13 protein-coding genes, 1 pseudogene and 1 riboswitch are annotated in these 14,422 nt (G+C 71.3%); of the genes and pseudogenes, 5 read left to right on the top strand and 9 right to left on the bottom strand.

What is annotated here, in order from left to right; all coding sequences use genetic code 11:
- Positions 1-32: 32 nt before the first annotated feature.
- The gene (locus tag AMIS_RS21070; protein ID WP_014444396.1) at positions 33-761 is read right to left on the bottom strand and encodes a S1 family peptidase; all 729 of its coding nucleotides are present in this window, start codon (positions 759-761) and stop codon (positions 33-35) included.
- Positions 762-939: 178 nt separating this feature from the next.
- Here AMIS_RS21070 and AMIS_RS44650 point away from each other — a divergent pair, with 178 nt between their 5' ends.
- On the top strand, positions 940-1,068 hold the full coding sequence (locus tag AMIS_RS44650) for a VOC family protein (RefSeq protein ID WP_014444397.1): 129 nt from the start codon (positions 940-942) through the stop codon (positions 1,066-1,068).
- A gap of 12 nt (positions 1,069-1,080) precedes the next feature.
- Here AMIS_RS44650 and AMIS_RS21075 read toward each other — a convergent pair whose 3' ends face one another.
- Positions 1,081-2,826 (bottom strand): hypothetical protein, encoded by a 1,746-nt coding sequence (locus AMIS_RS21075; RefSeq protein ID WP_014444398.1) that lies wholly within the window; start codon positions 2,824-2,826, stop codon positions 1,081-1,083.
- A gap of 142 nt (positions 2,827-2,968) precedes the next feature.
- Between AMIS_RS21075 and AMIS_RS21080 the strand changes: the two genes are divergently transcribed.
- The gene (locus AMIS_RS21080; RefSeq protein ID WP_014444399.1) at positions 2,969-3,358 is read left to right on the top strand and encodes a nuclear transport factor 2 family protein; all 390 of its coding nucleotides are present in this window, start codon (positions 2,969-2,971) and stop codon (positions 3,356-3,358) included.
- Positions 3,359-3,411: 53 nt separating this feature from the next.
- A pseudogene (locus AMIS_RS44175) lies at positions 3,412-3,963 on the top strand (SDR family NAD(P)-dependent oxidoreductase); the annotation flags it as partial.
- A 254-nt stretch (positions 3,964-4,217) separates the two neighbouring features.
- Here the strand turns inward: AMIS_RS44175 and AMIS_RS21085 are convergent.
- Together AMIS_RS21085 and AMIS_RS21090 are read right to left on the bottom strand one after the other, a co-directional pair.
- A complete protein-coding gene (locus AMIS_RS21085) occupies positions 4,218-5,057 on the bottom strand; it encodes a patatin-like phospholipase family protein (RefSeq protein ID WP_014444401.1) in 840 nt (279 codons plus the stop codon).
- A gap of 34 nt (positions 5,058-5,091) precedes the next feature.
- Positions 5,092-5,496 carry a DUF6069 family protein gene (locus AMIS_RS21090; RefSeq protein ID WP_041831101.1) on the bottom strand — a complete coding sequence of 135 codons (405 nt, stop codon included), beginning with the start codon at positions 5,494-5,496 and terminating at the stop codon, positions 5,092-5,094.
- Positions 5,497-5,604: 108 nt separating this feature from the next.
- Here AMIS_RS21090 and AMIS_RS21095 point away from each other — a divergent pair, with 108 nt between their 5' ends.
- Both AMIS_RS21095 and AMIS_RS21100 read left to right on the top strand, forming a co-directional pair.
- A complete protein-coding gene (locus AMIS_RS21095) occupies positions 5,605-6,783 on the top strand; it encodes a sensor histidine kinase (RefSeq protein WP_231859045.1) in 1,179 nt (392 codons plus the stop codon).
- Between the two features lie 58 nt (positions 6,784-6,841).
- The gene (locus AMIS_RS21100) at positions 6,842-7,495 is read left to right on the top strand and encodes a response regulator (protein ID WP_041831102.1); all 654 of its coding nucleotides are present in this window, start codon (positions 6,842-6,844) and stop codon (positions 7,493-7,495) included.
- 110 nt (positions 7,496-7,605) lie between these two features.
- On the opposite strand, the gene AMIS_RS21105 is transcribed toward AMIS_RS21100, so the two are convergent.
- The 5 genes from AMIS_RS21105 to AMIS_RS21125 form a co-directional block, all read right to left on the bottom strand.
- On the bottom strand, positions 7,606-9,939 hold the full coding sequence (locus AMIS_RS21105) for a beta-L-arabinofuranosidase domain-containing protein (RefSeq protein ID WP_014444405.1): 2,334 nt from the start codon (positions 9,937-9,939) through the stop codon (positions 7,606-7,608).
- 328 nt (positions 9,940-10,267) lie between these two features.
- Positions 10,268-10,903, bottom strand: a complete 636-nt coding sequence (bluB, locus tag AMIS_RS21110; protein WP_014444406.1) for a 5,6-dimethylbenzimidazole synthase — start codon at positions 10,901-10,903, stop codon at positions 10,268-10,270.
- Between the two features lie 38 nt (positions 10,904-10,941).
- Positions 10,942-11,140: riboswitch (cobalamin riboswitch) on the bottom strand.
- A gap of 48 nt (positions 11,141-11,188) precedes the next feature.
- Positions 11,189-12,358, bottom strand: a complete 1,170-nt coding sequence (gene fahA / locus AMIS_RS21115) for a fumarylacetoacetase (RefSeq protein ID WP_014444407.1) — start codon at positions 12,356-12,358, stop codon at positions 11,189-11,191.
- Positions 12,355-13,227: a hypothetical protein gene (locus AMIS_RS21120; RefSeq protein WP_014444408.1), complete on the bottom strand. Its 873-nt coding sequence runs from the start codon at positions 13,225-13,227 to the stop codon at positions 12,355-12,357. The genes fahA and AMIS_RS21120 overlap by 4 nt, the downstream gene beginning before the upstream one ends.
- Positions 13,224-14,420, bottom strand: coding sequence for a homogentisate 1,2-dioxygenase (locus AMIS_RS21125; RefSeq protein WP_014444409.1), 1,197 nt, complete (start codon positions 14,418-14,420; stop codon positions 13,224-13,226). The genes AMIS_RS21120 and AMIS_RS21125 overlap by 4 nt, the downstream gene beginning before the upstream one ends.
- Positions 14,421-14,422: the final 2 nt, after the last annotated feature.

Below are 14,422 nucleotides of genomic sequence, written 5' to 3' on the forward strand. Positions count from 1 at the left end.
GGAAGTTACGAGCGGCCTTCGGTCCTTCCGGTTCAGCGCTTGGTATTGATGGTCTTGACGATCCACGGGCGGAGCTTGGTCGCGGCGGCTACGGCTACCGTGCTCCGGCGGTCCGAGTCGGTGAGGACTCCCTGGAGCACCGCGGTGCCCCGCTTGGTACGGGTCAGCGCCGGCCCACCGGAGTCGCCGCCGACGGGGAGGCCGGACTTCTTCGTGGCGCAGTAGTCGCTCGTGCCCGCGAGCATGTAGCACTGGTTGCGACTGTGCTTGATGACGGTCACGGTGGCCTGGCGGAGACGGTTCGACTGGCACTTGGCCTCGTTCGGCTCGCACGTGGCGCCCCAGCCCTGCACGGTCAGCACCGAGCCGACCCGCAGCGGCTTCTGGGTCTTCACCGGGAGCGCGATCGGCTTCACCGTCACCAGCGGGATCTGGACGAGAGCCACGTCGGCGTTCGACGCGAAGTAGGTGCGGCCGGGGATTCGCTTGACGACCTTGCCGCGTCGCTGGTCGAGGTTGCCGACCCGGAACGTGATCTTCGTGTTGTCGAACTGCACGCAGTGCGCCGCGGTGATCACCCAGCGTGGGGCGACGACCGCGCCGGTACAGATCGGCTGGCCGTCGGCATAGATCCGGACCGCCCACGGCGCGCTGGTGGCGAGCTTGCCGCCGAGGACGGCCTGCGCCGGCGACGCGACGAAGAGGGCGGCAGCGGCGGCAACCGCAAGGCCGACAGCGACCCGGACAACGTTCCTGAACAAGAGGGGCTCCCTTCGAGCAAAGGCGGAACCCCACCATCACACCGGCGGAGCCGAACGCCGTCCGTCAACCGACTGCCGATCCCGCCGACCCGCCGACCCCGCCCGCGACCCTGCCGCCCTCTCCGGCCCGCCTGCCACCAGCACGCTCAGCGGCACGCGGCCGCCGCTCGCGGCCATCGTGGAGCGCGGCCGCCCGCCGGGACCGGACCCGGAGGGGCGCCCCTACCGCACCTACGCCTCGTTCACCGACCCGGACGGCAACGGCTGGCTGCTCCAGCAGGTCACCGAGCGCCTGCCCGGCCGCTGACACCGGAGCCGCTCAGCGGCGCCAGGCCTCCCTGATGTTGACCAGCAACACCAGCAGGGCGGCCGCGAAGAAGCCGAAAGTGATCACATAGCGGCCGTCCACCACGAGCACCGAGATCAGGAAGATCACGGCGGCCGCGACCAGCAGGCGCAGCAGGACGGCGAAGAACTTGCCGCGGACCAGTCCCTCCACGCCGAGCAGCAGGAGCAGCAGCACGAGCGCGGTCTCCTGCCCCTGGATCGCCGCCAGGGGCGAGGCGACCGCACCGATCGCCCACAGGATCAGCGGGGTGCTCAGCACCGCCCACCAGGAGCGGGATCGGCCGAGGAGACCCGTCGCCTGCTCCATCGGCAGCCTGCGGTGCTGCAGGTGGGCGTGCGGGTCGTCGGGGACGGGTCCGGGCGTGAGGGTGGCCCGGTGCAGCTCGTCGGCGAGGCGGGTGTGTTCCATCCGCAGGCTGAGCAGCCGCTGTTCCTGACCGGCCAGGGCGCGTACCTCCGGGTCGGCGGCCGGCAGACCGGCCGCCGCCACCGCTAGTTCGTGACGCAGCGCGGCGATCTCCTGGTCCAGCTCGGCGAGCCGGTCCCGGTCCTTCTGGGTACGGATCTCCGCGTACCGCCGTTCTTCGGACGGATCGGGTATCACCTTGGCGAGTCCCGCCCAGCTGACCGGATCCGCCCAGCAGGCCCGCACGGTGCCGTCGCGGGTGTACCGGGGACCGGCCGGCCCGCGTTCGCCGCCGAGCCGGTCGCGGGTGTCGCGTCCCCACAGGCCCCGGAAGTCCCGCACCCACGGCGTCTCATCGCTGATCACCACGGGGTGCCAGGCCTCGCGCTGTCCGGGACCGATCGCGCGCCCGTCACCGCGGGCGTAGTCGACGTACGGGATGCCGACGGTCCGCTGGTCCTCCGGCGACCAGGGCGCGAGCAGCCGCGCCGACCAGCGCAGCGCGGTGACCAGCCCGCGCAGCCGCGGCGGCCGCACCGTGATCAGGTAGTCGCCGGGCAGGTACGCCCCGGAGTGCGACCCGGCGCCGACGAACACCACCGGATGGGTGCCGCCGACCAGTGTCAGGTCTGGATCGTCCCAGCGGCGTCGCAGGTCGTCGCCGGTCTCGTCGTGCGCGGAGAAGACCACCCAGGCGGGCCGCGGCTCGGCCGGGTCCCCGGTCCCGTCGAGGAAGACGGTGACCTGCTCCCAGTCCCCCTCGTGCTCGTTGACCCCGCCGAACGCCGAGCGCCAGTTGTTGAAGGAGTAGAAGTACCAGTACTGCAGGACGATCCACGGGTCGTCGCGCAGCACCCGGCCGTAGTACATCGGCCGCATCGGCTCCAGGTGGTCGCGCTGCAGCAGGAACGAGTGCGCCGCGCTGCCGCCCGGCACGCTGCCGCGGAACAGCAGCGAGAACCGGTTGAGCGTGTCGACGAGCCGGGCGGTGAGGCCGACCGACGCGAGCCGGCTGGCCCGGGCCAGGTGCGGCGGGCGTTCGCGGAGCGGGATGTGGGTGAGCCGCTCGCTGCCGATGCCCGAAATCGAATACCCCAGGCCGTGCTGGGCGCCGCCCGCCTCGGCGAGGGTGTCCAGGGTCAGCCCGCCCGGTTCGAGGATCTGCACCGGGTGCGCGCCCGGCTCGGCGCGCCACAGGCCGGCCTGCCGCACGAACCGCTCGACCGAGATCGGGTAGAAGTACTCCCCCTCGGTGAACTTGGCCACCGGCTCGTAGGCGCGCAGCAGCCGCAGGTCGTCCGCAGTCCCCAAACCCGTTCGTTCCTCTCGGCATCGCCGTCGCGTGCCGAGGTTATCCGTATCGCCTGGGTGCCCGTGACAGGGCAGGCTATGGACAGCGTGCCTCGTCACCCTGTTGGATAGTCAACAAATTGACTATCTGGAGGTGGCTGCTATGCATCCGTTCCGTTCTGCCGTGGAGGCCCGTGACGCCGCCGCGGTCGAGGCCCTGCTCGCCGACGACGTCGTGTTCGTCAGCCCGGTCGCGTTCCCGCCCTATCCCGGCAAGGCGATCACCGCGGCGATCCTGCGCGGCGCGCTGCGGGTCTTCGAGGATTTCCGGTACGTCCGGGAGATCGCCGGCGAGCGTGACCACGCGCTCGTCTTCGAGGCCACGGTCGGCGGCAAGCAGGTGACCGGCTGCGACTTCCTGCATCTCGACGAGGACGGGCTGATCGACGAGGTGATGGTCATGGTCCGGCCGCTCTCCGGGGCGAACGCGCTGGCCGAGGCGATGGGCGCCCAGTTCGACCAGATCCGCCGGGAGGCCGCGGCGCAGGCCTGAGCCGATTCGCGCTTACACGGCTGACCCGGGGGTACAGCACCTGCGTGGTTGTGGTGATCACCGGAGCATCCAGCGGCGTCGGGCGGGCCGCCGCGATCGCGTTCGCCCGTGCCGGCGCGCGCCTGGTCCTGGCCGCCCGGTCCGCCTCCTCACTCGAACCGGTCGCCGAGACCTGCCGGGGCCTCGGCGCCGAGGTACGCGTCGTGGTCGCCGACGTGACCGACCCGGCGGCCCTGGACCCGGTCGCCGACGCGTTCGGCCGGGTCGACGTCTGGGTGCACACCGCGGCGGTGATGGCGTACGGGCGGTTCGAGGACGTGCCCGCCGACGTGTTCAACCAGGTCGTCGAGACGGACCTGATCGGCGCGGCGAACGTGGCGCGGGTCGCGCTGCGGCGGTTCCGGGCGCAGGGACGGGGCGTGCTGATCTACGGTGGGTCGCTGCTGGGGACGGTCGTCACCCCGTACACCAGCTCGTATGTCACCAGCAAGTGGGGCCTGCGCGCGCTGGTGCGGGCGTTGCGCCTGGAGACCCGGGACGCCCCGGACATCCATGTCTGCCTGGTCGCTCCCGGCTCGGTGGACACGCCGATCTATCGCACCGCGGCCAACTTCGCCGGACGGTACGGGCAGCCACCGCCCCCGATCGACTCGCCGGAGAAGGTGGCCGCCGCGATCGTGCGCTGTGCCCGGCGGCCCCGCGGCGTGGTGACCGTCGGACTCGCGAACCGGATCATCCAGTTCGGGTTCGTCGCCACCCCACCGCTGTACGACCTGCTGGTGGGCCCGCTCATGCGGCGCGGCGGACTCTCCACGGAGACGGTGGCGCCGCACGAGGGCAACGTGTTCCGCCCCTACTCTCAGGCGGGCCAGACCGCGCGGACCGCCTCGGCCAGCGCCTCGCCCTGGCGCAGCCCGGCCCCGGCCGCCGCCGGGCGTCGCGACGGGTCCATGAAGTTCGGCCCGAACGCCTCCAGCGCGGCCTCGTCCGGCTCGACCAGCAGGGTCTTGCCGGCGCCGGTGGACGCCATCTCGGCGCGGATCCGGTCCCGGCTCAACGCGGCCATCGGGGCGATCACCACGAGGTGGTCGGCGCCGGCGGCCAGGTCCGCTCCGGCGCCCAGCCGCACTCCCCCGTCCATGTAACGGGCGTCGCCGATGGTGACCGGCGGCATCAGACCGGGCACCGCGCAGCTCGCCGACACCGCCTGCAGCAGGGTGGCGCCGGAGGCACGGTCCAGCACCAGGTCCCGGCCGTCGGCCGCGTCGACCACCACCAGCCGCAGGTCACGCTCCGGCCAGTCGCGCACCGGGATCAGCGGCTCCATCCGGGACAGATAGGTGGCCTCGTCCGCGGTGGGCGCGGTCAGAGCCATCGCGCCGACCTGAGCCCGCGCCTGCTGCGGCGGCACCGACGGGTCGGCCAGAACCGCCAGCGCGGCGAGGAACTGCCCGGTGCCGCGGCCACCGCCACCGCCGCCGCCCGGGCGGGGCGCCACCTCGCGGAGCTGCTCGGCCACCGCGGCCTCCAGGTCGACACCCGCCGCCAGCAGCGTGCCGACCACCGAGCCCGCCGACGTGCCGACGATCGTGTCGGCGCCGCCGAGCGGGACACCGGCGCGCTGCAGGCCGCAGAGAAGACCGAGATGCCAGGCGATGCCGGTCACGCCACCGCCGCCGAGAACCAGAGCTTTCGTCACGTCCTGGACCCTAACCGAAGATCGATGGGCGCGGTCATCGGCAATTCCGCCGGGCCGGCAGGCCGATGATCAGAGCGAGGCCCACCGTGAGGTGCAGGCCGATCAGCGCGAGCGTGGTGGTCAGGTCGCCGCCGGCGCCGAGCGGGCCGGCCAGCGACAGCAGCAGCACGATCGCGGCGATGATCCGGAACGTCCGGGCCGGCCGGCGGGTGCGGCGCTCCAGGATCGCGAGCAGGGCCCAGGCGGCCAGACCGGCGAGCAGGGCGGTCGCCAGGACGGCCACCGGGCCGATCACGCCCCGGTCGACGATGAGGTCGTGACCGCCCCGCGGGTCGTTCACGGCCCACAGCAGCAGGGCGCCGGCGGCTCCGGCTGCGATCGTCAGGGGACGGCTGATCCGGCGTACCAGGGAAGGTTTGTGGGTCTGCGTCGTCGTCATGCCGAGAAGCATCGATGAATCGGCGGGCGCGCACATCGGGCCGCGGAAGGGGTGGCCTACAACTTTGGATGGTGTCGGCGGGCGGTGATCGATGGTTAGCCTCGCTGCGTGACCGACCGTCGCAGAACCGATCGCCGCAGAATCGACCGTCGCGGGACCGATCGGCGCGGGCTTGCCATCGCCGTCGCCTGGACCATGACCGCGTCCGGCGTGCTCGTCGCGGTGTCGATCGTGTCCTGGTGGAGCGATCGGGCCACCGGGCCGCTGCTCGCCCTCGACGTGACGACCGGCGTCCTCGGCTGGATGCTCACCCCGCTGCTGCTCCACCGGCCGGTGCTGGCCACCGCGATGCTCACCGCCCTCGCCGCGCTCTCCCCCGCGGTCACCCCGCCGGCCACGATCGGCGCGTTGCAGGTCGCGCGGCGGCCGCGCTTCCCGGTCGCGATCGGCGTGGCAGCCGCCGGTGTCGCCGCGCACGCGATCCAGGGGGCATGGCGATCCAACCCCGGCATGTCATACGGCTGGTGGCTGATATTGATCACCATTGGGTACGGTGCTCTGCTCGGCTGGGGCGCCTGGGCCCAGGCCCGGGAGGCGCTGATCAGCTCCCTGCACGAACGCGCCCGCCGCGCCGAGGCCGAACAGGGCCGCCGCGTCGCCGAGGCCCGCATGCTGGAACGCCGCAAGATCGCTCACGAGATGCACGACGTGCTCGCCCACCGGCTGTCGCTGCTGGCGACGTTCGCCGGAGCGATGGAGTACCGCCCGGACTCCCCGCCCGAGCAGCTCTCCCGCGCCGCCGGGGTGGTCCGGGACGGGGTACATCAGGCTCTCGAAGAACTCCGCGAGGTGATCTCGCTGCTCCGTGAGGACGAGGTGGAATCCGACGGGAGCCGCCCGCAGCCGGTGCTGGCCGACGTGCCCCGCCTCGTCGAGGAGTCCCGGGACGCCGGAACCGCGGTGCAGCTGCGCTCCACCGTGGAGGAGCCGGGAGCGGCGCCGCCCGCGGTGGCGCGGACCGCGTACCGGGTGATCCAGGAAGGGCTGACCAACGCCCGCAAGCACGCGGCGGGGCAGCCGGTGTCGGTCGCTCTGCGCGGCGGTCCCGGTGCCGGGCTGGAGATCTCGCTGGTCAATCCGCTGGTGGTGTCGGGGGCGCCGGGGTTCTCCGGTGGAGCGGGGCTGGTGGGGTTGACCGAGCGGGTCAGCCTTGCCGGGGGACGCCTCGACCACGAGGCGATCGACGGCGAGTTCCGCCTGCACGCGTCGTTACCATGGCCGTCATGACCCCGCCGGTGCGCGTGAGCTCGCTCGTGTTGTCGGCTGCGGCGTGGGCGTGGCCGTCATGACGCCGCCGGTGCGTGTGCTCGTGGTCGACGACGACGCTCTGGTGCGCGCCGGGCTGACCATGATGCTCGACGGCGCGCCCGGCCTCGCCGTCGTCGGGGAGGCCGACGACGGCGACAAGGTCCCGGCCGCCACCGACGCCCACCACCCCGACGTGGTGCTGATGGACCTGCGGATGCCCCGCGTCGACGGCATCACCGCCACCCGGCGGCTGCGCGCCCGCCCCCGGCCGCCCGAGATCATCGTGCTGACCACGTTCGACACCGACGAGAACATCCTGCACGCGCTGCGCGCCGGGGCCAGCGGCTTCCTGCTGAAGGACACGCCGCCCGCCCGGATCGCCGAGGCCATCCGGCAGGTGGCAGCCGGCGAGCCGATCCTGTCCCCGCGGATCACCCGGCGGCTGATGGACCGGGTGTCCGTCCAGGCCGGGGCGTATGCGCGGGCCACCGCGGTGCTGGCCGGCCTCAGCCCCCGGGAACGGGACGTGGTCGTGGCGATCGCGCGCGGCCGGAGCAACGCGGAGATCGGCGCGGAGCTCGACATGACGCTGGCGACCGTGAAGACGCACGTGTCGCATGTGCTCACGAAGCTCGGGCTGGACAACCGGACGCAGATAGCGCTGCTCGCCCACGACGCGGGCCTGGTCTGAGCGCGATCCGCTCTTTTCTGCCGCGCCGCGGTCGACCCCGCGGGAGCGCGTGTCCGCGCTCCCGCGGGCCATCCCCGGTATCTCGACGAGCCCAGCGACTCCGACCGAGGTCAGTTGTTGACGATCCGCCAGCGGTTGTCGGCGCCGCCGTTGTCGGAGTCCTGGACGGCCAGAGCACCCTGGGCGGTGGAGTTGTTCTGGATCGCCAGCAGCTTGCCGCTGTGCACATTGCGGATCTTGTAGGTGCCGTCGCCGTTGTTCACCAGCGTCCACAGGTGGTCCGCGGTTCCCGTGTCGCCCCACTGCAGGACGCGGGCGCCGTCGCCGGTCCCCATGTTCTCCACGCCGAGGACCTTTTGGCTGTTGGCGTTGCGGAACTTCACGTTGTTGCCGGAGGTCACCATCGTCCAGTTGTGGTCGGCCGTGCCGGTGTCGCCCCACTGCAGCGCCAGGCCGCCGTCGGCGGTGGACATGTCCTGGATGCCGAGGACCAGGTTGCTGCCCACGTTGACCAGCTTGACCGTGCCGGTCGGCTGCTGCGGACTGCCGCCGGCGTTCCAATAGACGGTGTAGTTGAAGCCCTGCGCGTCCCAGAACGGACCCAGGTTGACTCGAGCGCCGTTCGCCGTGGCGGTGAACGCCAGCGACGTGGTGCTGGACCGGGCGATCGACGAGACGGTCAGCGACGGCAGGGCGCTGAGCGCGGTGTTGCCGTAGTTGCCGGCGAGCACGCTCGGGCCGTACGTGATGGCCTGGATGTCGGCGTTGTCATTGGCCGCCTTTATGATCACGCGCATCGGCAGCCGCACGGTGATGGTGTCGCCGTCCGCCCAGGTACGGGTGACGGTGGCGTAGCTGCCCGGAGTGACGGTGATGTTCTGGTTGGCACCGTTGACGGCGATGGTCGCGCCGGCCGCCCAGGCGGGGATGCGGAACCGGATGCCCCAGCTGCCGCTCACGCTGCCCGACAGCGTGAACGTCGACGTGTCACCCACCGGGTACGCCGTGGTCTGCGTGACCGTCAGCCCTCGCTCGGACCAGTTGAGCGTCGACGGCACGTACAGGTTGACGGTCAGCGTGGTGCCGCCGCGGAAGTAGATCGAGTCCATCAGCTTGGTGTTGGTCTCGATGCCGGTGCCCTGGCAGCACCAGAACGAGTTGTAGTCGGTGCTCCACGTGCCACCACCCCACGCCGGGCCCACGCCGCGCCGGCCGCCTGCCTTGAGCGGGGTGAAGTACGTGATGTGGCCGTGGCTGTCCGCCGGGTTCTGGGCGCCGATCAGGTGGTTGTACAGCGCGTTCTCGTAGAAGTCGAAATATCCGGCCCGGTTGGGGTCGAGCTGCCACAACTCGCGCGTCAGCTTCAACATGTTGTACGTGTTGCACTGCTCGCACGTGTCGTTGGTCAGGTAACCCGCGATCGCGTTCGGCGCCTTGAAGTGCTCGGCCTGACTGTTGCCACCGATCGCGTACGTGTGTGCGCCGACCGTGATGTTCCAGGCATTGCCGGCGATGTCGCGGTAGCGGGTCGTGCCGGTGGCCTTGAACTCCCGGATGGCGCCGACCCACTTGGGGATGTTGGTGTTGGCGTGCTTGCCGTTGAGCTCGTCGCGGTTGGCCGCCAACGGGTCGAAGATCGCGGCGTGGTCGAAGCGCTGCGCCACTCGCAGCCAGCGGGCGTCGCCGGTCTGCTGGTAGAGGTTGGCCAGCACCTCGTTCATACCGCCGAACTCGGTCTGCAGGGTCGTCTGCATCTGGCTGTAGCTGAGCCGGCCGGTACGCCAGTCGACCCACCCGGCAAGCTTCAACAGGACGTCCTTGGCTTGGGTGTTGCCGATCAGCCGCCACACGTCCAGCAGACCCGCGAGGGTCTTGTGGATGCAGTAGTACGACACCGCGATCGGCTTGCCGGACTCGACGGCGTCGAGGTCCGACTCCGGAAAGCCGGACAGGTAGCCCGCGTTGAACCCGGCCACGGCGTTGTTCGCCTGGCACTTGGCCAGCTCGGCGACCATGTAGTCGGCCTTGTCACGGCAGGTGGTGTCGCCGGTGTAGGCGTACGCCTGCGCCCATGCGGTCAGGAAGTGGCCCTGCATGTGCGAGCGGAACGGGAAGTTCGGCGCGTCCCAGCCGCCGTTCGCGGCGGCACCGGCGGTGGACAGCCGGTGGTTGGCGCGGAAGACGTAGAGCATCCGGTTGACGTCGACGAACCGCAGGTAGTTCATGGTGCGGTTCTGGTTGTCCAGCAGCCGGCTCGCGGTCAGCCGCACCTGACCGGGCATGAACTCGGACGCCGCGTTGCCGATGTCCGTACGTACCGGCGGGACGACGGCGGCATCGGCCTCCGCGGTGGTCGCAGCGATGGAGACGCCGACGGCGGAGACGACCGCACCGGCGCCGGCGGCACGAAGGACGCTCCGCCGGCTCAGGGGAAGGGACGACACGAATCCTCCAGAGGATGGGGACGGGAGGGAACGAAGACGACCGATGTATTCGTACCGGGGGGGATGAACGTTAACATCGACGTAACTGGATCGTTGCACAGGTTCGATGCCGCGACAAGACGCCGACGATTTCGGGCGGGTACTCGCACAGGCTTTCCCACAGCTCCGCTGCTCGGGACCGATCAGGGGAATCATGCCGTGCCCGACATCAGGAAACGGCTCACACCAGACAGGGCTCGATCGATTTGTTAGCGCTCACGAACATCGGCCAGAGATGCGGAAGCAGCCGGTTGTCCGGGCGACCACCCCGCGCCCGAAAGGCCCGGCGTCAGCCCTCCCTCGGGGACCACCTGTTCTCGTGGACCGCCGACTGCCACGGCATTCGCCTGCGCCAGCCATGGCGTTCCAGGTCGGGGGTCTCCTCCAGGTGGGTCACCGGCCCCAGGCAGAGCCACGCCACCGGGCGGATGCCGGCGGGTATGCCGAGCAGGTCCTGGACGAACGGCTCGCGGTAGAAGGAGACCCAGCCGACGCCCAGGTCCTCGGCGGTGGCGGCGAGCCAGAGGTTCTGGATCGCCAGGCAGACCGAGTAGAGGCCGGCGTCCGCGATGGCGTGCCGGCCGAGGACTGCCGGGCTGCCCCGGTCCGGGTCGTAGGTGACGACCACGGAGAGGGTGGATTCCCGTACCCCCTCGATCTTGATTTTGGAGAAGGTGGCGGCGGCGTCCGGGTCGAGGGTGGACGCGAAGGCCGCGCGCTCGCGCTGGACGTGATCGTGGAAAGCGACGCGGGTTGACTCGTCGCTGACCAGGATGAAGTCCCAGGGCTGGGAGAGTCCGACGCTGGGTGCGGCGTGGGCGGCCGCCAGCACGCGATCGAGGACCGCCGGTGGGATCGGGGCGCCGGTGAACTGGCCGCGGACGTCGCGGCGGCGGTGGATGACGTCGTACAGCTGACTGGACATGGGCAGGCTCCCGCTGCGATTCGGCCCGGGCGTGCGCCCGGGCGACAGTCGGCGAGGCCGGTCTTCGGACTCCCGGATCGTCGCCTCACCGCCCGCCTTCCCAGCCGTTGCGGCCAGTGGCTGCGCTCGCGCGCGTGGGCGGCGGCTCCCCGGTCACCGCGGCGGGCCCGTGCCGGAATCACACCGGCTTCCCAGATTCTCCCCGCTCCGAGCCGGACCAATCCATATCGGACACGTCCGGAGCGGAACGGGGCACCTCACCATGATCTTGTGCCGTGCTGAACCCTACAACGCGCTCACGATCCGCCCGCGGACCTCCCCGAAGCTGATCGTGGAGCCGTCCGGGCCCGGCGCGACCGCGCTGATCACCACCTCGTCGCCGTCCTCGAGGAACGCGCGGGTCGAGCCGTCCGGCAGCGCGAGCGGTTCCTGACCGTTCCAGGACAGCTCGATGAGCGAGCCCGGCGAGCCGCCGCTGATCGTTCCGGAGGCGAACAGGTCACCGGTGCGCAGCGAGGCGCCGTTGACCGTCAGATGGGCGAGCATCTGCGCGCCCGTCCAGTACATGTCGGCGGCGCGCGGCTGGGAGATCACGTGACCGTTCAGGGTCACCGTAAGCCGCACGTCCAGGCCCCACGCCGGCGTCTTCTCGTCGTCGAGGTAGGGCTGCACCGGCACGGAACGCTCCGGCGGCGCCACCCGGGCATGATCGAGAGCGGACAGCGGGACGATCCACGGGCTGATCGAGGTGGCGAAGCTCTTGCCCAGGAACGGGCCGAGCGGAACGTACTCGAAGGCCTGGATGTCCCGCGCCGACCAGTCGTTGACCAGGCAGACCCCGAAGACGTGTTCCTCGAAGGCGCCCAGCTCGACCGGTTTGCCGAGCGAGGATCCGACGCCGACGACGAAACCCAGTTCGGCCTCGATGTCGAGCCGCTGGGAGGGCCCGAAGACCGGGCCGACCCGCTGGCCGCTCGGCCGCACGATGTCGGTTCCTGACACGACGACGGTTCCGGCGCGGCCGTGATAGCCGATCGGGAGGTGTTTCCAGTTGGCGGTGAGCGGTTCCTGGCCGGGGCGCAGGATCCGTCCGAGGTTGGTGGCGTGCTGCTCGGAGGCGTAGAAGTCGACGTAGTCGGCCACCGTGAACGGCAGGTGCATCGTCGCCTCCCGGGCCGGCACGAGATGCGCCGCGATCAGATCGCGATGAATCTCGTCGGTGACCCAGGTGGTCAGCTGCGCCCGCAGGTCGGCCCAGACGCGGGGGCCGGCGGCCAGCAGGGCGTCCAGGGACGGGCCGGCGACCGCGCCGGCCAGTTGCGGGGCGAGGCGCCGGACGGCCGCCGGGAGATCGATGATCTGGTCGCCGATCGCGACGCCGGCCCGGGGATGCGGGTCGGCCGCGGTGCTGAACACGCCGTAGGGCAGGGTGGCCGGGCTGCCGAGCGGGCTCACAGGATGTCCTCCGGGAGAAGTCCGAGCTGCAGCAGGCCGTCGACCGGCTCGCTGATGCTGCATGTGCCGAAACTGACGAACTGCCGCCGCACGTCGCGGGCCAGTCGATCATCGATGGTGGCGATCGCCGCGGCGACCCGGTGACCGTCCTGGTCGGCCAGTGCGGCCGCGACCTCGTCCACGCCGCCACCCTGGACGGCGTGCGCGGTCGCGACCAGCACGTTGAGGAACCCGTGATGCTCGAAACCGGTCAGCGGGTCACGGTGACGGATCGGATCGTGGAGTCCCGCGGTGAGCTTGAACGGCACCCCGCCCGCGGTCGCCCGGCAGATCGCCTCAGCCAGATCCTTTTCGGTCGGGAACGCGTCAGGCCGTACCCCACCGGTCCTGATCTTCAATCGCAGGCCCGCGTCGCGCAAGGCCGCGACGCGGGCCGCGGTGATCTCTCCCCGGCCCACCTCGCGGTACGCGGTCAGCGTCCCGCCCGGACTGATCAGTTCCGGCCCCTCGACCGCCACGACTTCGATCGCGGTCGACGCGGCCGGAATCGCGGCCACGTCCGGCCCCGGCAGCACGAGCGACACCGGCAGCGGCCGCCCTGGCGCGGCCGCCGCGATCGGCTCGGCGGCGGCGATCGGCGCGGGTGCGGCGATCGGCGCGGGTGCGGCGACCGGCGCGGATGCGGCGACCGGCCCGGCCGCCGCGACCAGCTCGTCGAGGCGGGCCAGCGAGCAGACGAACGGCCCGAGCAGCGGTTCCAGGGGCGACAGCTGCCGCTCCCGGTACGCCTTGACCGCGTCCGGAACCGGGAGGTCACCCGGCGGGAAGATCGCCGCGTCGTCGAAGAGCCGCGCGAACAGCGGGTTCACGGCTTCCGCGCCCAGGTCCAGGCGTAGACGCCGTCGTCGCTGATCCGGCCGGCCTCGCCGAGACCGAGCGGCCGGAACGTGTCCACCATGACCGCCGTCTCGTCGAACCGTTCCGCGCCGAGGCTCGCCTCGATCGCGGCCGGCTGCGGCCCGTGCGGATAGCCGCCGGGATGCAGGGAGATCGACCCGACGTTGATCCCGGAGCCCTTGCGGGCCTCGTAGTCGCCGCCGACGTAGAACATCACCTCGTCGGAGTCGACGTTGGAGTGGTAGTAGGGCACCGGCACGGCCAGGGGGTGGTAGTCGACCTTGCGCGGCACGAAGTTGCAGATCACGAAGTTGGCGCCCTCGAAGACCTGGTGCACCGGCGGCGGCTGGTGGATCCGGCCGGTGATCGGCTCGTAGTCGGCGATGTTGAACGCGTACGGATAGAGGCAGCCGTCCCAGCCGACCACGTCGAACGGGTGGTGCGGCAGCACGTGCACGCTGCCGGCCAGCCCGGCCGGGCCGTCGCCGCGGTGCTTGATGTAGACCTCGACGTTCTCGTCCTCGACACGATCAGGAGCTGCGGGGGTACGCAGATCGCGCTCACAGTACGGCGAGTGCTCGAGGAACTGGCCGTACCGGGAGAGGTACCGCTTCGGCGGGGCGATATGGCTGTTCGCCTCGATCGGATAGAGCCGCAGCGGCCCGTCCCCGGACGGCACCCACCGGTGCGTGGTGGCCCGCGGGATGATCACGTAGTCGCCGGGCCCGACGTCGAGGTGACCGAAGACGGTCTCGACGGTGCCGCTCCCGGCCTCGACGTAGACGCACTCGTCCCCGGTGGCGTTGCGGTACAGCGGCGACGCGGTGCCGGCGACGACGTAGTTGATCCGTACGTCGGCGTTGCCGAGCACCAGGCGCCGGTCGCGGACCGCGTCGCACGACTTCCACTCCTCGCCCTCGAAGAGGTCGTGCAGCTTGAGGTGGCGCGGGAGCAGCGGCTGGTTGGACTGGGTGGCCTGGTCGGGCAGCTGCCAGATCCGGGCGCCGACCACGGCCGACGGCACGTGCCGGTGGTAGAGCAGCGACGAGTCCGACGAGAAGCCCTCCTCCCCCATCAGCTCCTCGTAGTAGAGCCGCCCGTCGGGATCGCGGTGCTGGGTGTGCCGTTTCGGTGGGACGTGGCCGGCCCGCTGGTAGTGAGCCATGG

Origin of the sequence: Actinoplanes missouriensis 431 (assembly GCF_000284295.1) — a bacterium.
Taxonomy (GTDB): Bacteria; Actinomycetota; Actinomycetes; order Mycobacteriales; family Micromonosporaceae; genus Actinoplanes; species Actinoplanes missouriensis.

Bases quoted from the DNA above. Each gene is read 5' to 3' on its own strand.
- AMIS_RS21080 (WP_014444399.1), top strand. From the start codon at position 2,969: ATGCATCCGTTCCGTTCTGCCGTGGAGGCCCGTGACGCCGCCGCGGTC.
- AMIS_RS21090 (WP_041831101.1), bottom strand. From the start codon at position 5,496: ATGACGACGACGCAGACCCACAAACCTTCCCTGGTACGCCGGATCAGC.
- AMIS_RS21100 (WP_041831102.1), top strand. From the start codon at position 6,842: ATGACGCCGCCGGTGCGTGTGCTCGTGGTCGACGACGACGCTCTGGTG.
- bluB (WP_014444406.1), bottom strand. From the start codon at position 10,903: ATGTCCAGTCAGCTGTACGACGTCATCCACCGCCGCCGCGACGTCCGC.
- AMIS_RS21125 (WP_014444409.1), bottom strand. From the start codon at position 14,420: ATGGCTCACTACCAGCGGGCCGGCCACGTCCCACCGAAACGGCACACC.